Raw genomic sequence first — 20,862 nt, 5'->3', positions numbered from 1 at the left:
GTCCGTATGGGCATTCGGATCCGAGAAGTAGACGCCGGTTTTTCCTTAGAATCGATCCTACAAAGGGCAAAGCAGGATTTAAACGATACTCTATCTTTGGTTCGACCCATTTTGGAAGAAGTCCGAACCCGAGGGGATGAAGCTGTTCGAGAGCTCACCCTAAAATTCGACAAATTACAACCTTCTTCTTTTTATTATCCTGTTTCCGAATGGAAAGGGAACGCGAGTCCTGAACTGGTAGCAGCTCTAGAAAAGGCAAAAGAAAATATAAGTGCATTCCATAAAGCTCAGGTCCCTTCGGATCTAGATGTGAATGTCTCCGGAAATTCTCTCGGGATACGTTATACTCCTATTGAATCAGTAACTGTATATGCACCTGGTGGAAAGGCATTGTATCCTTCTACCATTCTAATGGGTGTTCTGCCCGCAAAGATCGCCGGTGTAAAGCATGTGCAGATCGTAACTCCTCCTCAAGAGGGAGGGATCCCGGATGGATTATTTGCCGCAGCAAAGATTGCTGGTGCGGATGCGATCGTGACTGTAGGAGGAGCACAAGGAATTGCTGCCGCTTCTTACGGGACAAAGAGTATTCCTCGCTCCGAATTCGTGATCGGTCCTGGAAATAAATTCGTGACTGCCGCAAAAATCATTTTGAGCGGTCAAGGCGTGATCGGTATAGACAGTCCTGCCGGGCCGAGTGAAGTTCTTGTGATCGCGGACGATTCTGCTAATCCGAATTGGGTTGCAGCGGACCTTCTTTCCCAAGCGGAACATGGAGAGGATTCTGCCGCTATTCTATGCACAGATTCTATGGATTTTGCAAAGAAGGTTGCGGCCGAGATCGATCTTGCTCTGAAGGAAAGACCTAAGAGGGCGGAGATCAAGAAAGCCTCGATAGAGAATGAGAGCTGGATATTAGTTTTTCCTAATTTAGATTCCTGCGTTGAATTCTCGAATTTATATGCACCGGAACATTTGGAGATCCAGACAAAGAATTATAAGGAATTATTCAAAAAAATAAAGCATGCGGGCTCCGTATTTTTGGGACCTTATTCTCCAGTGGCAATGGGAGATTATATCAGCGGCACAAATCATATTCTTCCTACAGCAGGCGGAAGTAGGATCTTCTCTTCTTTAGGAGTGATGACTTTCTTAAAAAGAGTCACCTACCAAGAAGTGACCCAAGATTCTCTAGAGAAATTATATCCTTATGTGAAAGTATTATCCGAATTCGAAGGCCTAGACGAAGAGCATGGGAATTCTGTAAAGGTCCGCCTTCCTAAGAGAGATCTATGATCCATTCTTCCGATCCGAAAGAAATCACAGAGACTATTCTTTCCTGGAAATCCAAAGGTCTGAAGGTGGGTTTTGTTCCTACAATGGGTTTCTTGCATGAGGGACACGCGGATCTATTTAGAAGATCCGTTTCTGAGAATGACAAGACCGTTGTTTCCATCTTTGTGAACCCCGCTCAGTTCAACGATCCGGAAGATTATGCAAAGTATCCGGTCAATACGGAAGGTGATTTACAAATTTGTAAAGAAGCAGGAGCGGATCTTGTGTATCTTCCTGCAAAGGATACTGTGTATCCAGGAGGAATTCCTTCCGTAGAATTGAAAGTCCCTCATCTCATGAAGAATCTAGATGCGACCACTCGTCCCGGCCATTTCGAAGGTGTGCTTCTGGTATTATCCCGTTTTTTTCATACAATTCCTGCGGATCGTTCCTATTTCGGTAAGAAGGATTACCAACAGTTTTTGATCGTTAAGGATTTCGCAAAAGCTTTAGGTTTTCCGATGGAAGTTATCGGTGTGGATACTGTTCGCTCCGAGCAAGGACTTGCCTTAAGCTCCAGAAATGCTCGTTTGAGCCCTAAGGAAAAAGAAGAGGCTTTGCTTTTGAGTAGAGCTCTTCGTTTAGGGGAAAATCTGATTAAACAAGGCGAGAAGGATCCAGCAGAGGTGCTGACAGTAATGAAGGATGTTTTGGATTCTTCTTCTCTGATTAAGATAGATTATCTAGAAGTATTGAATGCGGAAACATTAGAAGAATTGCATATATTAAAAGGCGAGATCCTTCTTGCAGTGGCTGTATTCTTAGGGCAGGTCCGATTGATCGATAATCTGACCGTGAAGGTTTCCTGATTCTATGGCAAAGTCTTCTTCCCTTCCTTCTGATTGGAAAAAACCTATAGAGGATCTTTTTTCTTCTATTGAGTCAGGAACAAGGATCTCTTCTGTTCCCAACTCAGTGCATTCTCTTCTGTCTGCGAGTATTTTTAAACGTCTAAAACAATCTTCTATCGTAGTAGCTCCTACGAGTATAGAAGGCGAATTTTTATATAGAGAAGCCTTGAGCTATCTGGATGCGGATTCTATTTGTTATCTTCCGGGCCAGGAAGTCTTGCCTTACGAATATATGCGTTATCCGCAAGAGATGAAGAGAGAGAGGATCAAGGCTCTCGCTCGTATCTTGTCCGGTGAAAAAGTTTTAGTCTTCACTTCCGTATCCGGTTTTCTAAAGACTTTGCCGGAGGCTTCCGCGCTAAAGGATAGATCTCTTTCCGTAAAGATCGGCCAAGAAATTGAACCAGAAACTTTGATGAGAGAGCTAATTCGTCTCGGATATCATCGAGTAGATATGTGTCAGGCATTCGGAGAATTCAGTCTGAAGGGAGGAATCCTGGACGTGTTTTCTTCCTTCTCTTCTGATCCTGTGCGGATCGATTTCTTTGGAGACGAGGTGGAATCCATTCGCACCTTCGACCCAGAAACCCAAAGATCTTCCGATTCTCTGCAAGAGGCCTTGCTTTTGCCGGCGGATGAATTCGTCCTAACGGACGCACAAAAGGAAAAGTATAGAGAGCTTATCTCGAATGCGGATTCTTCTTTGCATCTTCCTGAAATACCTGACGGATCCGGCGGAACATATTACGAAGAATTGATCCCAATGATCCGAGAGAATAAAGGAATTTTATCTTTTTTTAATATAAAACCTTTGCTTATCTTTCCAGATCCGAACGGGGTAAAAGAGAGGACCTCTCATTTGCAGAGGGAATATTCAGCGCTCTATGAAAAAAGAAGTACAGAAATCTTATGTGCTTCTCCTTCCTTTCTTTTAAGAGAAGGAGAAGAGTCGGAGGCATTAGAAAAGTTGCAAGGGGTAAGTTTTACTCAACTTCCGCCGAGCAAAGAAACGGACTTGGTCTGTCCTCTCAAGGAAGCGCCCGGTTTCAAGGGAAAGATCAGAGAAGTTAGGGAAAAGATCGGAGAATTAAAAGTAGAAGAAGGGTGGAGAGTGATCCTTACTTCTTCCTTCGAGGCACAAACCCAGAGACTTTTGGGTTTATTCGAGTCGGAAGGAATTCGTTTATTAAATCCAGAAGCGACCGAGCCCGAACCGATCTCAATTCCTGCTAAGTCCGGCAATGACGTATACCTAGTAGTCTCCGAGATACGTAACGGCTTTCTATGGGAAGAAGAGAAACTTCTTCTATTATCCGAGAACGATGTATTCGGAAGAGAATACAAACGCAAGACCAGGTTCAAGAAACAGAGCAGTAAGGCCATCCAAAGCTTCTTAGATCTGAAGGAAGGTGACTTCGTAGTCCATGTGAATCATGGGGTCGGAAAATTCCTGAAGATAGAAAGAGTGAATGCAGGTGGAAAGGAAAGAGACTTTCTTAAACTGGAATATCACGGAGGAGACACTCTGTTTGTTCCTTTGGATCAGATCTCTCTTGTCCAAAGATTCGTAGGCGGGACCGAAAGGCCTAGATTAGATAGTCTTGGAAAAAGTACTTGGAAGAAGACTAAAGACAGAGTGCAAAAAGCTGTCGAGGGTCTTGCGGAAGATTTGGTGAGAATGTATTCGAATCGGATCAAGCTTCAGGGATATTCCTTTCCTCCCGACACGATCTACCAAGAGGAGTTCGAGGCAGAGTTCGAATACGAGGAGACTCCGGATCAGATCGAAGCGATTGAAGCAGTCAAGAAAGACCTAGAGTCTCCCAAGCCAATGGATCGTTTGGTCTGCGGTGACGTGGGTTATGGCAAGACTGAAGTAGCGATCCGGGCCGCGTTCAAGGTTGCCATGGCAGGAAAGCAGATCCTGATGCTTGCACCCACGACTATTCTTGCATTACAACATTATAATAATATGAGAAAGAGGTTCGAGAACTATCCGATCAGTGTGGAGCTCGTGTCTCGCCTTCGTACTCCCGCAGAAACGAGGGATGTTCTCAAGAGATTCTCTTCCGGAAAAGTGGATATGGTGATCGGGACCCATGCGGTTCTTGCGAATTCGGTTCAACCTAAAAATCTGGGACTCTTGGTCATCGATGAGGAGCAAAGGTTTGGAGTGAACCATAAGGAATCCATCAAGAAGATGAAAAACTTAGTGGATGTTCTTACTCTTACTGCGACTCCAATTCCAAGAACATTGCACATGGCATTGACCGGGATACGCGAACTTTCCATTATCGCGACTCCTCCTAAAAACAGACAAAGCGTAGAAACGTATGTGATCGAAGAGGATGAGGAGGTCTTAAGAGAGGCTATCCGAAACGAACTCTCTAGAGAAGGACAAGTATTCTATCTTTATAATCGTGTGGAATCGATTGAACAAGAAACGAAGCGGTTAAACGAAATTGTTCCCGAAGCATCTATCGGCGTACTTCACGGCCAAATGACGGAAGAAGAGATCGAAGAGACTTTGGTGGATTTCTACGCGCGAAAGTTTGATATTTTGGTCACAACTACAATCATAGAATCAGGGATCGATATCCCGAATGTGAATACTCTCATCGTAAAGAGAGCGGACCTATTCGGACTATCCCAGCTTTATCAGATCAGAGGTAGGGTTGGAAGAAGTGATAGAAAGGCATTCGCATATCTTCTTCTCCCCAAAGACAGAGTGGTAACTGAAGATGCGGAGAAGCGTCTGAATACGATCTACGAGTACCAAGAGCTCGGTTCCGGTTTCAAGGTTGCCATGAGAGACCTCGAGATCCGAGGCGCGGGTAACTTACTCGGCAAAGAGCAATCCGGTGACATCATGGAAGTGGGATTCGATCTCTATGTCCAGATGTTGGAGGAGGCGATTGCAAGGATCAAGGGAGAGGATGTTAAGATAGAAGTTCGGACTGCAATCAATCTAGATTCGAACTTCTTCATTCCGGAAACTTACATTTCCGATACAAGACAAAAGATAGAATTCTACAAACGCTTTGAAGGCGCAAGAGACTTGGATGAAATTGACGAGGTGACAAAGGAAATGACGGATCGTTTCGGAGAACCTCCGGAAGAAGCAAAGACATTCCTTATGTTGGAAAGGATTCGTACTCTCGCTTCTGCCTTGGGTTTTGAATCCGTTTCCGAACTTGGCGAAGAAGTTCGTTTAAAATTAGGTTCCCACTTTTTAGGAAGTTACGACAAAATTGTGAATTTGATCTCGGCAAGAATGGGACTTACCATGAATCCGAGAGAGCCCAACGTCCTCATCTACATTCCTGGCAAAGCCAATCTGAAAGACAAACTTTCGCAATTAGTGTATTTCTTAACGGAAATGCAGCCTGACAAAAAGTAATAGACGCCAGGGCAGGTGGTACTACTTTTTGCATAGGAATTCCTCTAAATGAAACGGCTATTTGTATCTTTAACTGTAATATTTTCATTCATTGCGTATGCAAACTGTGGGGACGGAACCCCGGTCATCGAGTCCATCGATGGCAATAAGGTCACCACTGCAAGCTTCGAGGCTGCGTATGATACCGCGCTCGACACTCTGAGCCGCACTCAAAATATCGAAAAAAAGAATATCATCAAGTTCTTAACTGAAAGCGAAGACAAGGTTCCTCAAAGTTTCTTAGTTTTAAGAAACGAATTCAAGAAGAGAAGATTCTTCGAGAACTATCGCCAGATGCTGGTGATCAAAGCAGCTGCTGACAAGAGCGGTTTCAGCAAGAGATCCGATATTAAAGAAATCTTAAAGTTCCAAGAGATGCAGTTGATTTCCAACATGTACATCACCGAGCAGATCGAATCTAGAATTAAGATCACTGAACAAGAGTTAGAAGCTGGTTGTAAAGAGCTAAGAGCGAAATACAAACAAGCTGAGTCTCTTACTATCGAGCAATGCTACGATGCGGTCCGCGCTCAGATCAAAGGCGAAAAATCCAAGACTGTATATCAGTCAGTTCTCGACAGAATCAAAGAAGGTGTTTCCATCAAACATAACGATAAGTTTGATCTGGAAAAATACTTAGACCAAGAATTCACTTTCCCAGATTCTAAGAAAGGAGAGGCAGCTTCTACTCCGGCTCCGGAGGCTCCTGCCGCTGCTCCTGCTACGGAAACAAAGTAAGCTTAATTTTTAACTTACCGAATTGAATTCTTACTTAAACGCTTTTTTCCGAAGCATCATCGAATCGCTTACGGAATTTTTACCGGTGTCCTCTACAGGACACCTCTTCCTCTTCTCCACCTTCTTTCCGTTTCCGGAAGGGGAGGAATTCGACGACCTCTTCGATATATTCATCCAAAGTGGTGCTATTCTTTCCGTACTTGTTCTATATAAGGACAAATTCCTTTTACAGGGAAAATCAGCTTTTTCTTACCTTTTGAAGAAGAGTGAGAACAAGGAAGGTTTCCTGTTCTTGACCCAGGTTGTGGTCGGATTTCTGCCCATCTTGCTTGCGGGCTTCGCTTTTCGGGGATTTCTGGACACGATCAAGGGAAGAGATGATATTCTCGCGATCTTGGGCTGGGCTTGGCTTGTGGGAGGAGTCTTTATTCTTTTTTCGGAATATTGGTTTGAACGCAATTCCAAAGATAAGGGAGAGAATCCTATTCGCTTAAAAGATGCGATCATTATAGGTATCTTTCAATGTTTAGCCTTGATCCCGGGTGTGTCCCGTTCGGGAGCGACTATCGTTACTGCGAGGCTTTTAGGAAAAGATACCAAGAGTTCTGCTGAATTCTCCTTCTTCGTTGCGGTGCCTGTTTTGTTTCTGGCAAGTGCCTATAAGTTATACAAACACAGAAGCATTTTGGACGGAGACAATTTGCCTATCCTATGCCTTGGATTTTTCGCTTCCTTTATACTTTGTTTTTTAGTAATAAAGTGGTTCCTGAAATATTTGCAGGCTCATACCTTTACCGGATTCGGCTGGTATCGCATTCTATTAGGAATTAGCGTGCTGGCCTTCTATAAATTAGTAATGCAGGACTGACCCGACCCAATAGTCTGGCTTATCGCGGAATGCGCCCCTGGATCCGAAATTGTCTAATTCTTCTATTTCTGCCTAGCCTTGCATTGGCTCAGCAGACTGGTGACTCAGGCCCTCGCGTGCCCGGACTTCCCGAGGCAACTGCAACGGAAGATGATACCCAAAGATCCGTAGTCAAGACTCGAAACCGTTTGCTCGGAAGATCCATAGAGATCCTGAGCGAAAGAGAAGTGGACGAGCAGTTAGAAAACCTAGGTCTTTCTAGAGAAGGATCCATATATACAAGACGCAAGAGACTGAAAGCTGCTCTTGGAGAAAAAGAAGATACGAAACCCGACTTCTCCGCGTTAGCCGAAACAAATAAGAAAGAACTTCCTATGGTAATCGAGAACGCTGCAGAAGGGGAACTCATGCGTGTGGACAAGACCAAGGGTGGAGTTCTTGTCTTGCGGGGAAGGGTTCGTCTGAAGCTGAGAACCGGTGCCCTCGAAGCCGAAACGATCTCTGTGGATTCGGACAGACAAGAGATCTATGCGGAAGGTGGAATCAAGTTCGAGGACGGAAGAGCTAAGGTCACCGGTGACAAATTCATCTATGACTATAAGTTAGATAAGGGAGTGGTCTATAATACCAAAGGGACCATGTCACCAGCCTACTTCGTGGGCGAAAAGTTCAAGAAGCTAGATGATAAGCGTTACATGTTGGAGATGGGTTACTTCACTTCTTGCAACGCGGAGAAGCCTCATTATTCCTTTAAAGTAGATAAGGTAACTATCTACGATGATAAAACGATCATAGGATCTAACGTTCGTTTTCAGGTAGGAGGAACTACAGTCTTCTGGTTGCCATTCTTCTATAATAATAACCTTGGAAACGGCTGGAATACTCAGATGGGTAAGAATAATACCCAAGGGTTGTTCATGCAGAACTCCTTCCAGTGGTCCGTTCTACCTGGAAATTCTTGGTCTCCTATGGGATATAAGTTCCGTGCGGACTTCTATGAAATGACCGGTCAGGCATTTCAGATGGAAATGTGGAGACAGAGCGCTAATCTGAATTACCAAATCGACGTAGGTTATGCGAACCATAAGGCCTATCAGATCGTTCCTGGTTATCAGAACAGATTTGCGAATTATGGGCTGGGAACCACTGGGGTCACGAACGAGATCGATAAAGGAGATTATTACGGGACCAATATCCCTAATATCGGAGTAGATAAGGATCCATGGTGGAAGGGGCGGATCTTTCTCAATTCCAAGATGAATAATACGGAAAAGGACGTTACCCGTAACATCTCCATCCAATACGAAAATTATACTAACAGATTATTCGAATACGAATACGGCAATAGGTACCAACCGAATAATAGTTTGCAATCCTTGTATACTTATAGGGACGTTCGATTCGGTTATGTTCGTAACTCCTTGGAATGGAAGGCGGATTATACGGAGAATAGGGGAGATCTTTCCGTTAACGTTAACATGAAGAGAAATATGCTCTTCTATAATTTGACCCCTCTCGGAAAGTCAGGTTACTTTCCTACCGTAGATGTTCTTCCTTCTACTACGATTAAGAATAGTTCCGAGGTAACGAGACTTCCTTATTTTGAAACTCCGGTTTACTGGGATACCTACTTAACGAATACGTTATTGAGATTCTACGGGGTTCCTGTTCAGGAAAAATTGAAAATCCCGACTCCCGACGGAAATTATAATGATCCGAACGGAGACTATAAGGACAATCTTCTCCGGACACAATCCTTCTTGCAGGGTGAGACTGGCTTTAGAACTTCTATGAACTTCGGAAGTTATATTTCTTTGGCTCCAGCAGTATATTATGGTGCTAAAAAGCAATCCGCTCAGCTGCCTGCAGGGACTGCTTCTTCCAGCACGGTGAATACGAACTTCACCTCTTTGGAGAGAAGCCTTGCCAGGGATAGCTATCAATACTTCAGAACGAATACGAACCTGAGAGTCGGAGCTCCTATTCTTTTCTTTAATGCTACGTATCGTAAGCTCGAAGCGGAGAAGCCAGAGTTGCAGGATCCGATCTTAATGAAGAACCGCCAACACGAGGTGGAACTTTCTTTGGAAAGTTATGCTTTGGAGAATTTCGAGATCTCACTTCGCACGATCCGAGATCTTAGAAATTTCTCGGATCAATACCAGCCTCAACCTACGAACAAAGAACGTTGGTATTTTACTGTATTCCGATTTGCCGGTTATATAGATTTCTTAGAAGGTTTCAGCAAGAGAAAGAGAAGTCTCTTGGAAAGAAAGAGAAGCTTCTATTCCGGTATCTTCTTTAATAACGACTTCGTTTATCACACTCCTCTCGGAAGACCTCTTTCGAATAACCTGACTGTTTCATACAAAATGGGAGGCTTTCGTCTTCCTTTCTTGAGATATATTCGAGAGCTGGAAGTGGGGACTACTTGGTATCATATATATTACGCTTCTATGGTGGACAATTATAGGATCTATGCCAAGGCAAGTATAGATATCACGAGAGAGCTCGGGTTCGAAGCAGAGATCGATTCCAGGGTTACGGAACCTTGGAGATATACCAACCAAACGGATAATTATTATTACCAAAGATATATAGTGAATCAGGATCCTACGGCTCCATTTACTTCCATGAACATGACTTCTACTTCTTTGGGACAAGACTTGATCAATGGAACCGGGCTCAACGGAACCCAGGCGCGCCAGAATACTGCCTTGAATATCAACCGAGTGATGGGAACCATAAAGTATAATTTACATACGATGAACTTCCGTTTAGGATTGAGTAGTGATTTGAGATCCGTTCCGGGCGGAACCACAGGGGCGAGCCAAGTTACCTTTTACGACCAATCCATCTTCTTCTCTATTTCTCTTACGGATTTCAGCCTTGGTCAGGAAGATGCTTCTCAGTTGACGAGAATGCGCTTGTATAGATTCAAAAAACGTCCGTTAAAAGCGGGTTATGTGGAGGGAGTAGAATCTCAGTGATATGCTAAAAGAAAGAAGCCAAACTTTTAAATTGTTATTCGTATTCTTGGATTTGATCTTCTCTCTGGGTAGTTGTCTATTCGCATTTCTACTCAGATTTTATGTAGGAGATCCTAGCGGAATCGATCGCTCCTACGTGGATCCGGTCAGCTATTTCGTGCTTGCTTCCGTGCTTTCCATTTCTCAGGTCATAGTATTTTTATTTATAGATCTGTATCATCCCAGAAGAGGTCTTTCCTTTGCGGATGAGCTCTTGGTTATTGTTGGAGGAGTGTTTCTAAACTTATTCTCCGTACTTTCTATTCTATTCTTCTTTAGGGGAGACTTCGGAAGTGAAAGATTTTCTCGTTCTTTTATTCTAGTATTCGCTGCTACGAATATATTTTCGATCGGGGCACTTCATTTGCTTACGAGACAGATACTGCGTTATCTTAGAAGCAAAGGATATAATTTAAGAAGGGTCCTTGTCATCGGAGTAAGAGAAACTGCAAGTAGATTTGCAGATTCTGTCCAAAGACACCAGATCTACGGATATGAGATCGTAGGGTATGTTAGTTCTAAGCTTACCAAGCCAATCCGAAAGGACATGAAGGTAGTAGGCAAGACGAACAAGATCGAGAAGGCACTCCTGGAAGTGAAACCGGATCTGGTAGTATATGCTTTGAATAATGCAGAAGGAGACCATCTCCAAGAAGTTCTCGATGCCTGCGATACCGAAGGGATCGATCTGAAAGTCATTCCAGGTTTCCAAGAATTCATCAAGGCCAAGGGAAGAGTGGATGAGATGGATGGACTTCCTGTGATCTCCATTCGAAATATCCCGGTTCGATTGGGTTATAATCGAGCGATCAAAAGAACCTTTGATATTCTATTTTCTTCCAGTTTCATTCTGATCTTTTCTCCTATATTTCTGATCCTTGCTGCGCTAATAAAGCTGAGTTCGAGAGGACCTGTCTTCTACTATCAGGAGAGAGTAGGACTGGATAATAAGAGCTTTAAGATGATCAAGTTTAGAAGTATGGTGGTCCAGGAAAAGTCCAAGTCTGAGACTACTTGGACCATTCAAAATGATCCAAGAGTGACCACGATCGGTAGGATCTTGCGTAAGACCTCCCTTGACGAAATACCTCAGTTTTTTAATGTGCTTTTAGGAGACATGTCCGTCGTGGGTCCTAGGCCGGAAAGACCCCATTTTGTCGAAAAGTTTAAGAGTGATCATAGACATTATATGAGAAGGCATGCGGTCAAGGCCGGTATTACCGGGCTTGCTCAAGTGAAAGGTCTCAGAGGCGACACCTCTATTGATGAAAGGATAGCGGCGGATATCTATTATATAGAAAACTGGTCTTTATGGCTGGATATTAAGATCACCCTGCTTACACCTTTCAAGGGTGTCATGGATAAGAACGCATATTAAAGGAGAAGGAGAAGGAACCGTGAATCTGAACGAAGAATCCCTCCAAAAAATAGCAGAGTTGTCAAGACTCAAGATCGATCCGAAAGATATCCAAGCGTTTCTTTCCGATTTTAATAAAGTACTCAATTATGTGGATACGATCACCGAGTTGGATGTAAGTTCCGTTTCGGACGAAGACTTATATCCGAATGAGGGAAACACTCTCAGAGTGGATCAGGCTAAAGAAGGCTTAAATCGTTCTCAAATAGAATCCTTTGCTCCTAGCTTTCAAAACGGATACTTTGTAGTTCCTAAGGTAATTGAAACATGAGCGATCTTTGGAAATTAACCTATTCACAAATTAAAAAAGGCTTAAATGCGGGTGAATTCACTCCTACCGAGCTTGCCAATTCCTTGGTCTCTCGAATCGAGGCAGAAGATTCTAAGATCAAAGCCTTTCTTAAATTCGAAAAAGATAATATACTTAAGTCCGCTGCCGAAAGCACAGAAAGAAGAAAAGCAGGAAAGGCTCTTTCAGAATTCGACGGTATACCGATCGGGATCAAAGATAATATCTGCATCGAGGGCACTGTTACCAGTTGCGCTTCCAAGATCCTAGAAAACTATCATTCTCCATTCCACGCTACTGCAGTCGAAAAGCTGCTGGCAAAGGGATTTGTTCTTATTCCAAGAGCAAACATGGATGAATTCGCGATGGGTTCCTCTACAGAAAACTCCGCTTACCAGATTACCAAGAATCCTTTCGATACGAGTCGAATTCCGGGAGGATCTTCCGGAGGATCGGCTGCGGCTGTGGCTGCTTCTTTTGTTCCGGTTGCTCTCGGTTCCGATACTGGAGGTTCTGTTCGCCAGCCAGCTTCTCTTTGCGGGATTTATGGATTGAAGCCGAGCTATGGTACCGTTTCTCGTTATGGACTTGTTGCCTATGCTTCCAGTTTAGACCAGATCGGTCCTCTTTCTAAGGACATTGACGGAGTAGTAGATGTGTATTCTATTATTTCCGGAAAGGATCCTAAGGATGCAACATCTAAGAATCTCCCTGCATTCGAAGCTTCTAAGGCAAAGCCGTTGGAATTGCAAGGGTTACGCATCGGAAAGATGAAGATCAGTTCAGAAATTGAGCCGGACGTGGCGAAGGCCTACGAATCATTATTAAGTGAATTGGAGTCCAAAGGCGCAAAACTAGTGGATCTGGATTTTTCTCTCTTATCTAATTCAATTCCTATCTATTATATCATCGCGACTGCAGAATGTTCTTCTAATCTTTCTCGTTTTGACGGAATACGCTTCGGAGCGAGAAAGGATCCGAGCGGTAAATTAGAAGATCTTTATGTAGCAAGTCGTAGCGAAGGATTCGGAAAAGAAGTCCAAAGAAGGATCTTACTCGGAACCTTCTCCTTATCCGCAGGTTATTATGATGCGTATTACGGAAGAGCGCAGAAAGCAAGAACACTGATCAAGAAGGAATACGAAGGCTATTTCTCAAAAGTGGATCTGATCCTGCAACCTACTTCTCCTACTACTGCATTTAAAGTAGGAGAGAAGACTTCTGATCCGATCCAAATGTACAAGGCAGATATCCTTACCACTTCCGTGAATTTGGCTGGGGTTCCCGCTATGTCCATTCCGATAGGAACGGATTCTAAAGGACTTCCGATCGGATTGCAAGTAACGGCTCCTTCTTTGCAAGAAGAGAAGATCTTCGGATTTGCCAAATCAATTTCGGATTGGTCTTCTAAAGTCAAACTTCCAGAAAAGATCCAATGAGCGAACTCGCCGCAAGAATCATTCCTTGCCTGGACATTAAGGATGGAAGGGTAGTTAAAGGGGTAAATTTCGTAAATCTGGTGGATGCGGGAGATCCCGTGGAATCAGCAGTTGCTTACGAACAGAATCTTGCGGATGAATTATGTTTTCTTGATATAACTGCTTCCAGCGATAAAAGGGATATTCTTATTCATTTGGTGGAAGCAGTTGCAGAGAGGATTTTTATTCCTTTTACAGTGGGTGGAGGACTTCGGAATCTAGACGATGTAAGAGCAGTTCTTGAAAAAGGAGCCGATAAGGTTTCCATCAATACTGCAGCATTTCAAAATCCAGATCTACTTCGTGCAGCTGCCGAAATTTACGGGTCCCAATGTATCGTATGCGCGGTGGATGTGAAATTTCATACGGAGCGCAAACGCCATGAGATTTTTTTGCATGGTGGAAGGACCGAAACCGGCAGAGAGGCATTGGACTGGGCCCAAGAGGCGCAATCTAAGGGAGCAGGGGAGATCCTTCTTACCTCCATGGATCGGGATGGGACCAAAAAAGGTTTCGATATACAACTTCTAAAATCATTTTCTTCTAATTTAGAAATTCCTATTATTGCAAGCGGAGGCGCTGGAAATCCAGAACATATGGTAGAAGCCATTCTGAGAGGGAAGGCTGACGCAGTGCTTGCCGCATCCATCTTTCACTTCGGAGAATTTACGATCCGAGAGACTAAAGAAAATATGAGAGAGATGGGAATTAAGGTACGACTTTAAGAATGTCTCTTTTAGAGAAAAGCCTTAAGGCTTGATTATCTTTCTATAAAATTTTCTATTAAAGCCCAAAGATATAACTGAATACGTTATTAAAGTGATTCGTTACTGGGGTCGGGTTGCTTCCAGTTGCATCCCGAAAGGACATCTGAGAATGATCCATATCACTCACCGTAAAGTTGTTCGTGATCCGATTATTCATAAGACCGGATTTTAATGGTACAATCCCATCCGAATCGGAAAAAGTGGGAGAACCTCCACTTGCTAAGACCAAACAACCACTCTGATAGATAATATCGTGAGTTCCATCGCTACAGGCACCGCTAGAAGAAATATCTCCTCCATACACCGTAGTTTGAGCGTCCTTAGAAGTGTTTGCGATCAATCCTTCTAAGAATGGATTAAAGGCTGGATCCAATCCATCATATATTTGCTGGCCTGCCGGGAGAGGAGTCACACCAGAGCTAATTCCGTTCGTATACGCTAAATTCTTTCCGCCAGGAGTATTGGTCATAAATTTGATAATGGTTCCAATGGAGTTTAAATTCCCTTGGTATTGCGGAGAGGCAAACGGAGAGCCGTAATACGGAGTTCCTAAACTTACGATCTGATCAATCACATCATTCGTATTATTCGGGTGCAAGATCGCGGATCTGGATACTAATCCTCCCATAGAGTGGGCGACCACGATCACCTTATCCGAAGCGCTAAAATATTTATTGAGGGTATCAATAAACCTTCTTCCGTTGAATTCGATATAGTCAGATGTGCGATATGTAAAGACGTAGACCTCAAACTTTTGATATACAGTTTGCCCGCCAGTAGGCTGCAAAGAAGTAGTAAATGCTAAGGCCTGGTTCCAGGTAGAAAGAAGATTAGTGACCTTTTTATTAAAATCAGTAGGAGGGTCCGTTTGCTTTTCGGTAAAATCCCAACCATGAATGAACACTATCTTGGTCTTAGTATTATCTCTTTGGAAAAAGGGATCCTGGAAGTATAGAGGAGAAAGATCGTTTACTGTGAGTGGGGTGATTACAGTAGAAAACTTATACATTGCGTGATTCAGCTCTGCATAGTAAGAAGAAGTTAGATAATCCCGTATCTTGTCAGAAAGAGATTCGTTACTCGGAGGTTTAATTCTGTCCTCCAAATTCCCGCAGTATGTGAGGGAGAAAAAAGAAATAAGTAAGATAACGATTCGGAAAGAGAAAAGTTCTTTCATACTTAAATTCTCTTCTCCTGCCTCTAAAATCGCAAGCTAGAATTGATGCGGAGAACGGTTACAATCTCGCTACTTGGAAATAAATAAATGACGACAGTGCGACTACCGTGGTCGGTTTTTGAGCCGGTCTAAAACGATTCCTGTGGCCACAGTCACATTCAAGGAGGAAATATGTCCATGCAGTGGTATCCTGACAGTAAAATCAGACTTCTCCATTAGGATCCGTTTGAGTCCTTCTCCTTCATTTCCCATGAGGATGACCAATTCTTCCCAAGGTGGGACCTTGGCCCAATCCTCTTCTCCTCGATCGGAAGTAGAGACCACCCAGAAGTTTCGTTTTTGCAATTTTTCTAATATTTGAACCAGGTTCCCGACACGAAATACGTTTAGATATGCAAGAGCGCCTGATGCAACTTTCTCTACAACGGGAGTGATCCCGGAAGAATCTCTCTCCGGAATGAGCACTGTCTCTACTCCGAAGCATTCTGCGGTCCTTAGGATATTTCCTAGGTTGCCTGGATCTTGGATACGATCTAAAACAAGAATGGGACCCTTACAGGTTTCTAGATGTTCGTCGAAGGATTTCTTGTCACCGGTATGGAGAAGGATCCTGGAAGCGAGAACTCCCTGGTGATTGACGCCAGGAAGCATTCGATCCAATTTTCCAGGAGAGGCTTCTTGGATCTTGATCTTATTGCCAATTTCGGAAAGAATATCCTGGAGTTCCTTCTTCGCACCCGGAGTGAGCCAAAGTTCTTGGAAGGGGAGTTCGGAGCCTTGGTCCAAATATCTTTCTAGAATCTCTCGGATATTTCTTCTTCCGTAGATATAATCGGAACGACTCATTTTCTTTTCCAGCGAAGACCTTCTTTCGTGTCTTCCAAAATGATACCTAGTTCGTTCAATTTGTCTCTGAGTCTATCCGCTTCTGCAAAGTTTTTATTCTGTCTGGCTTCTTGTCTTTGCCGAACCATTTCGTCTATTTCGGAATCCAATACTTCTTCTTTCAATTCGAAGGAAAGAATTCCTAAGATAGAATCTATCTTTCTGAATAGTTCCAGTCGTTTCGAGATCCCTTCTTCGGAAATGGATCCTTGGTCCAAGGCTTGGTTCGTTTCCTTGACTGTCTCAAATACCGAGGCCAAGAATTTGGAGATATTTAGATCATCCGCAAGGGAATCCAGAAACTCATCCCATTCAGGGATTTGAATATTCGAATTTATTGATGCAGATCCTGACTTGGAATCGGCTTCCAATAAACGATTCACGCAATTTTGGATGCGGGAAACGGATTGTTCTGCTTCTTCTAATCTGTCCTTGGTGAAATTCAATTTGGATCTATAATGAGCTGCTATCAGTAGAAAGCGGATATGGCGCAGGTCCGCTCCCTCTTTTGTTAAGTCGCGTAGAGTGAAGAAATTGCCTTTGGACTTGGCCATCTTCTCTCCGTTTACGAGCAAGTGTTCCGAATGAAGCCAGTACTTAACGAAGTTCTCGTTCGGATAGGCTCCTTCACTTTGCGCGATCTCATTCTCATGATGAGGGAAGGTTAGGTCTACTCCTCCGGTGTGGATGTCCACTCCGGAGCCATAGACATCTCGGATCATTGCAGAGCATTCTAAATGCCAACCGGGTCTTCCCGAGCCGATCTCAGTCTCCCAAGAAGGTTCTCCTTCTTGCTTAGGGAATTTCCAAAGAACGAAATCTCTTACATCGTCTTTTTCGTATTCATCTGTATCATAGCGAGTTCCGGATTTCATTCCACTAACGTCAATCTTGGAGAGTTTTCCATAGTCCTTGAACTTAGAGATGGAATAATAAAGGCTTCCGTCCTTTTCATACACGAGATCTCTGGATTGCAAATGCTTTACGATTTCTACCATAGATGGAATGGAATCGGTCGCCTTGGGATAATGTTCCAATTTTTGAATATTCAGAGATTCTAAATCTTCTTGAAATGCTTTTACCCAAGGCGCGGTGAATTCTTGGATCGTTTTGCCTGAAGCAATGGATTCTCGTATGATCTTATCGTCAATGTCCGTAATATTCATCGTCATATCAGGTTTGTAACCGAATGCGATAAGCGACCTGCGCAATAGATCTACGAATAGAAAGGCTCTTAGATTTCCGAGATGGGCGAAGTTATATACTGTAGGACCGCAGGAATAAACTCTTACTTTGTCTGGAAATTCGGGAGAGAATATTTCCTTGTTTCCAGTAAGAGAATTATGAAACCGGACTTCCTTCATTCCGGAAATAGGATCTCTTTCGAGAATTCCAGATTCGCCAGATTTTGTTTGTCCCCAGCAACGCCTGCTTCATTTCCTTCCGTAGGATAGACTTGCATTCTCTTGTCACAAACTAGGTGGTTGAAGAGAGCGAAAACCGATTTAGGATGGGAAACTTTATCTTCCATACCGACGGAAACAAGAGTAGGGATCTTGATCTTCTTGGAGAAATTGAGTGTATCAAAATAAGAGAGATTCTTTTTGACCTGTGCCTTTTTGGATTTTGCGTTAGCGATCTGCTCTGCAATCTCCTTGGACCAGCTTGTTCCTAATTTGAGTTGGTTATCGTCTATATGACAAAAATTAGGAGTTTCTAATATAAGTGCTTTGACTCGAGGAGAATTTGCCGCTCCGAAAAGTGCCATGGAGGCGCCGAGTCCCTTCCCCGCAAGAATGATCTTATCCCCATCTATCCCGTCAGTCAAACGTAGGAACTCTATGGTTCGGATCACATCCAAATAATTCGATTTTAAGAAGAAGGATTCTTTTGCTTCCAGACCTTTGCGGAAATATCCGGGAGTCCAATCAGGATCCGGAAATTCTCCTTCTTTCAAGACGGGACGAATCAATTGAGTGCCGTGGCCTCTTAGATCCAAGATGAGCTGGGCGATCCCAGCTTCTGTGAGTCCTTTGATGATCTGAGGTCTATCTTTTGCGTAGTCGTGAAAATAAACGAGAACAGGAAGATCTCCTCTTTTTCGAGGAATAACCAAACTACCGGTTAAGGTAGCATTTCCGTAGGATTGGAAAGAAATATCATAGATGGTTTCTTTGAGTATGGTCCCTTTGAGAAGGGCCTTGGTTTGGTTCTTTACCGGAAAACCTTTAAGTTCCCGGATCGCTTCCGCCCAAAAATCTTCTAGATCGGCAGGGGGTGCAAACGGAGGATAGGTCTGGAAGCACTCGTCGAAACTGATAGCCATCAGAGATACATCGTTTTCATTTCAGCGGGGGTGTAAAGTGATCTTTTGCCGAGTACAATGTCTGCAAGAGTAGGACGGAGATCGTCATAGGTCCTACACCTCCCGGAACAGGAGTATAATGAGAGGATTTTTCCCAAGCTTTGGAGATCTCGATATCTCCAACATTTCCTGGATTATAGCCGGCGTCTAACAGCACAGCACCGGGCTTGATCCAATCCGCTTTCACGAATTCCGGTTTTCCGACGGCGCCCACGATAATGTCTGCTTGTCCGATAATTTCTGCCAGATTCTTGGTCTTGGAATGGCAAAGTGTAACTGTAGCATTCATCTCAGTTAGGAGCATTGCCATCGGTTTTCCGAGGATAGGAGAACGTCCTACAACGACTGCTTTCTTTCCTTCCGGATTGATCCCGTATTCCTTTAGTAAAAGCACCATGCCGTACGGTGTGCAAGGAAGATAGGTTTCGACTCCCATGGAAAGTTTTCCGAAAGAAAGTGTAGTAACTCCGTCCACATCCTTCTTCAAATCTATCCTATCGAAAGCGGCTCTTTCATCGATTTGAGGAGGGCAAGGGTGTTGAAGTAAGATCCCATGAACTTCTGGATCCGCATTTAAGCGATCTATGACTGCGAGTAGTTCTTCGGTCGTCGTAGTTTGGGGAAGAACGATTTTCTCTGAACCCATTCCAACCGCATGACAGGACTTTACTTTCATGCTTACGTAGGTTTCGGAAGCTGGATCGGTTCCTACAAGGATGGTCGCTAACTTAGGAGGCTTTTTGCCAGAAGCCGTAAGAGTCTTGATCTCTTCGGCGATGGAGTCCTTGATCTTTTGAGAGAGTTTCTTTCCATCCAGTAGAATCGCAGTCATGGGTTCAGGATTTCCCGTAGGTCCTCGATGTCACCCGAAAATAATCCTTTTCAGTCGGGACAAACGCTTAAAATAGGATCATGTCCGAAACGAAGACCATCGATCTAAACGATCTCTCCAAACATGTAAACGAAACAGTCCTGATCCAAGGATGGGTCCACGGGATCCGAGGTTCCAATGCCAGACAGTTTTTGAGTTTGAGAAGTTCAGGAAAGATCATCCAAGTCTTGGCCGAGAAAGAGATTTTAGGAGAAGAACTCTTCTCCGAGATCAAGCATCTCAAACAAGAGGCTTCTTTGGAAGTGATCGGTAAATTGGTGGAGAACGAAAAGTCTCCCATCGGTTTCGAGCTCATTCTTTCTTCTTATAAGAAAATAGGAGAGTCTGAAAATTATCCGATCACTCCTAAGGAACACGGAATAGATTTCCTATTGTCGCAAAGACATCTTTGGTTGCGTTCCAGTAAGCAGTTAGCCATCATAAAGATTAGAAGTGAATTATCCTACCATATCCGAAAATATTTCCATGAGAATAAGTTTACTCTAATAGATACTCCTATACTTACTGGCTCGATCGGAGAATCTGCAGGCACATTGTTTTCTACCGAATACTTCGATCTTGGAAAAGCATACTTAGCTCAAACCGGTCAATTGTATTTAGAGACTGCGATCTTCGCTCATAGTAAGGTGTATTGCTACGGACCTACATTTCGTGCGGAGAAGAGTAAGACAAGACGACATCTCACAGAATTTTGGATGGTCGAAGCTGAATCTGCTTATGTATCACATGCAGAAAACATAAAGTTACAGGAAGATTTCGTAAAGACAGTGATTCGAGAGACAGTTGCAAGTTGTCAGGCTGAGTTGAAAGTATTAGAAAGAGATCCGGCTCCTCTTATGGAATATATTTCTAAGCCATTTGCACTTATAGATTATAAGGACGCCTTGGCGCATTTACAATCCCAAGGAGAAGATATAGTCTGGGGAGACGATATCAATTCAGAAAGAGAGCAGATGCTTTGCCAAAAATACGGCGGACCTGTATTCATCCAAAAATATCCGAGAGAAGCAAAGGCATTCTACATGAAGGTCAACCCAGAAGATCCTAAGACTGTATTGAATGCGGATCTGATCGCTCCGGATGGAGTAGGTGAGATCATAGGCGGCTCCGAAAGAGAAGAAAGTTACGAGACCATTACTAAAAGGCTAGAAGAAGAAAAGCTACCTGTAGAATCCTATGAATGGTATTTAGAACTCAGAAAATACGGCTCTGTTCCTCATTCCGGATTTGGGCTGGGAACGGAAAGGCTCGTGGCTTGGATCTGCGGATTGCAACATGTTCGAGAATGTATCCCTTTCCCAAGAATGATGGAAAGGCTATATCCATAATCCC

16 protein-coding genes are annotated in these 20,862 nt (G+C 43.5%); 11 read left to right on the top strand and 5 right to left on the bottom strand.

The genetic code is table 11. From position 1 onward, the window contains the following. The first annotated feature begins 6 nt into the window (after positions 1 to 6). From hisD to hisF, 10 genes are read left to right on the top strand one after another with little or no spacing between them, the layout of a single operon-like run. Positions 7 to 1,296: a histidinol dehydrogenase gene (gene hisD, locus EHO59_RS16090; RefSeq protein WP_135589472.1), complete on the top strand. Its 1,290-nt coding sequence runs from the start codon at positions 7 to 9 to the stop codon at positions 1,294 to 1,296. Continuing rightward, complete coding sequence (panC, locus tag EHO59_RS16085) at positions 1,293 to 2,144, top strand: pantoate--beta-alanine ligase (protein WP_135589471.1); 852 nt, start codon at positions 1,293 to 1,295, stop codon at positions 2,142 to 2,144. Before hisD ends, panC begins: the two co-directional genes overlap by 4 nt. A 4-nt stretch (positions 2,145 to 2,148) precedes the next feature. After that, positions 2,149 to 5,586, top strand: a complete 3,438-nt coding sequence (gene mfd, locus EHO59_RS16080) for a transcription-repair coupling factor (RefSeq protein WP_135589470.1) — start codon at positions 2,149 to 2,151, stop codon at positions 5,584 to 5,586. Positions 5,587 to 5,634: 48 nt separating this feature from the next. After that, positions 5,635 to 6,363: a lipoprotein LipL31 gene (locus tag EHO59_RS16075; RefSeq protein ID WP_135589469.1), complete on the top strand. Its 729-nt coding sequence runs from the start codon at positions 5,635 to 5,637 to the stop codon at positions 6,361 to 6,363. 22 nt (positions 6,364 to 6,385) lie between these two features. Then, positions 6,386 to 7,231: an undecaprenyl-diphosphate phosphatase gene (locus tag EHO59_RS16070; protein WP_135589468.1), complete on the top strand. Its 846-nt coding sequence runs from the start codon at positions 6,386 to 6,388 to the stop codon at positions 7,229 to 7,231. 29 nt (positions 7,232 to 7,260) lie between these two features. Continuing rightward, positions 7,261 to 10,221, top strand: coding sequence for an LPS-assembly protein LptD (locus tag EHO59_RS16065; RefSeq protein WP_135589467.1), 2,961 nt, complete (start codon positions 7,261 to 7,263; stop codon positions 10,219 to 10,221). A gap of 1 nt (position 10,222) precedes the next feature. Then, a complete protein-coding gene (locus EHO59_RS16060; RefSeq protein WP_135589466.1) occupies positions 10,223 to 11,638 on the top strand; it encodes an undecaprenyl-phosphate glucose phosphotransferase in 1,416 nt (471 codons plus the stop codon). A 19-nt stretch (positions 11,639 to 11,657) separates the two neighbouring features. Further along, the gene (gene gatC, locus EHO59_RS16055) at positions 11,658 to 11,948 is read left to right on the top strand and encodes an Asp-tRNA(Asn)/Glu-tRNA(Gln) amidotransferase subunit GatC (RefSeq protein WP_135589465.1); all 291 of its coding nucleotides are present in this window, start codon (positions 11,658 to 11,660) and stop codon (positions 11,946 to 11,948) included. Continuing rightward, positions 11,945 to 13,405, top strand: coding sequence for an Asp-tRNA(Asn)/Glu-tRNA(Gln) amidotransferase subunit GatA (gene gatA, locus EHO59_RS16050; RefSeq protein ID WP_135589464.1), 1,461 nt, complete (start codon positions 11,945 to 11,947; stop codon positions 13,403 to 13,405). Before gatC ends, gatA begins: the two co-directional genes overlap by 4 nt. After that, positions 13,402 to 14,169 (top strand): imidazole glycerol phosphate synthase subunit HisF, encoded by a 768-nt coding sequence (gene hisF, locus EHO59_RS16045; protein WP_135589463.1) that lies wholly within the window; start codon positions 13,402 to 13,404, stop codon positions 14,167 to 14,169. Before gatA ends, hisF begins: the two co-directional genes overlap by 4 nt. 58 nt (positions 14,170 to 14,227) lie before the next feature. Here the strand turns inward: hisF and EHO59_RS16040 are convergent, their stop codons facing one another. The 5 genes from EHO59_RS16040 to folD all read right to left on the bottom strand — a co-directional run bounded on the left by EHO59_RS16040 (position 14,228) and on the right by folD (position 19,470). After that, on the bottom strand, positions 14,228 to 15,388 hold the full coding sequence (locus EHO59_RS16040; RefSeq protein WP_135589462.1) for a lipase family alpha/beta hydrolase: 1,161 nt from the start codon (positions 15,386 to 15,388) through the stop codon (positions 14,228 to 14,230). Positions 15,389 to 15,490: 102 nt separating this feature from the next. After that, entirely contained in the window at positions 15,491 to 16,234 is a 744-nt protein-coding gene (gene rlmB, locus EHO59_RS16035; RefSeq protein ID WP_135589461.1) for a 23S rRNA (guanosine(2251)-2'-O)-methyltransferase RlmB, read from the bottom strand. Further along, positions 16,231 to 17,637, bottom strand: coding sequence for a cysteine--tRNA ligase (gene cysS / locus EHO59_RS16030; protein ID WP_135589460.1), 1,407 nt, complete (start codon positions 17,635 to 17,637; stop codon positions 16,231 to 16,233). Before cysS ends, rlmB begins: the two co-directional genes overlap by 4 nt. Then, the gene (locus EHO59_RS16025; protein WP_135589459.1) at positions 17,634 to 18,599 is read right to left on the bottom strand and encodes an acetylxylan esterase; all 966 of its coding nucleotides are present in this window, start codon (positions 18,597 to 18,599) and stop codon (positions 17,634 to 17,636) included. The genes cysS and EHO59_RS16025 overlap by 4 nt, the downstream gene beginning before the upstream one ends. A 16-nt stretch (positions 18,600 to 18,615) precedes the next feature. Further along, a complete protein-coding gene (gene folD / locus EHO59_RS16020) occupies positions 18,616 to 19,470 on the bottom strand; it encodes a bifunctional methylenetetrahydrofolate dehydrogenase/methenyltetrahydrofolate cyclohydrolase FolD (RefSeq protein ID WP_135589458.1) in 855 nt (284 codons plus the stop codon). Between the two features lie 80 nt (positions 19,471 to 19,550). Here folD and asnS point away from each other — a divergent pair, with 80 nt between their 5' ends. Further along, a complete protein-coding gene (gene asnS / locus EHO59_RS16015; RefSeq protein WP_135589457.1) occupies positions 19,551 to 20,858 on the top strand; it encodes an asparagine--tRNA ligase in 1,308 nt (435 codons plus the stop codon). Positions 20,859 to 20,862 lie beyond the last annotated feature (4 nt).

This window comes from Leptospira semungkisensis (assembly GCF_004770055.1).
GTDB lineage: Bacteria > Spirochaetota > Leptospiria > Leptospirales > Leptospiraceae > Leptospira_B > Leptospira_B semungkisensis.
The sequence above is the reverse complement of the archived record's forward strand: the minus strand, read 5'-3'. Positions and strand labels throughout refer to the sequence as shown.

Excerpts from the sequence above, each read along its gene's own strand:
- gatA (WP_135589464.1), top strand. The coding sequence starts at position 11,945 with ATGAGCGATCTTTGGAAATTAACCTATTCACAAATTAAAAAAGGCTTA.
- EHO59_RS16075 (WP_135589469.1), top strand. The coding sequence starts at position 5,635 with ATGAAACGGCTATTTGTATCTTTAACTGTAATATTTTCATTCATTGCG.
- cysS (WP_135589460.1), bottom strand. The coding sequence starts at position 17,637 with ATGAAGGAAGTCCGGTTTCATAATTCTCTTACTGGAAACAAGGAAATA.
- hisD (WP_135589472.1), top strand. The coding sequence starts at position 7 with ATGGGCATTCGGATCCGAGAAGTAGACGCCGGTTTTTCCTTAGAATCG.
- EHO59_RS16025 (WP_135589459.1), bottom strand. The coding sequence starts at position 18,599 with ATGGCTATCAGTTTCGACGAGTGCTTCCAGACCTATCCTCCGTTTGCA.
- rlmB (WP_135589461.1), bottom strand. The coding sequence starts at position 16,234 with ATGAGTCGTTCCGATTATATCTACGGAAGAAGAAATATCCGAGAGATT.
- mfd (WP_135589470.1), top strand. The coding sequence starts at position 2,149 with ATGGCAAAGTCTTCTTCCCTTCCTTCTGATTGGAAAAAACCTATAGAG.
- EHO59_RS16060 (WP_135589466.1), top strand. The coding sequence starts at position 10,223 with ATGCTAAAAGAAAGAAGCCAAACTTTTAAATTGTTATTCGTATTCTTG.
- EHO59_RS16065 (WP_135589467.1), top strand. The coding sequence starts at position 7,261 with ATGCGCCCCTGGATCCGAAATTGTCTAATTCTTCTATTTCTGCCTAGC.
- panC (WP_135589471.1), top strand. The coding sequence starts at position 1,293 with ATGATCCATTCTTCCGATCCGAAAGAAATCACAGAGACTATTCTTTCC.
- EHO59_RS16040 (WP_135589462.1), bottom strand. The coding sequence starts at position 15,388 with ATGAAAGAACTTTTCTCTTTCCGAATCGTTATCTTACTTATTTCTTTT.
- asnS (WP_135589457.1), top strand. The coding sequence starts at position 19,551 with ATGTCCGAAACGAAGACCATCGATCTAAACGATCTCTCCAAACATGTA.
- folD (WP_135589458.1), bottom strand. The coding sequence starts at position 19,470 with ATGACTGCGATTCTACTGGATGGAAAGAAACTCTCTCAAAAGATCAAG.
- hisF (WP_135589463.1), top strand. The coding sequence starts at position 13,402 with ATGAGCGAACTCGCCGCAAGAATCATTCCTTGCCTGGACATTAAGGAT.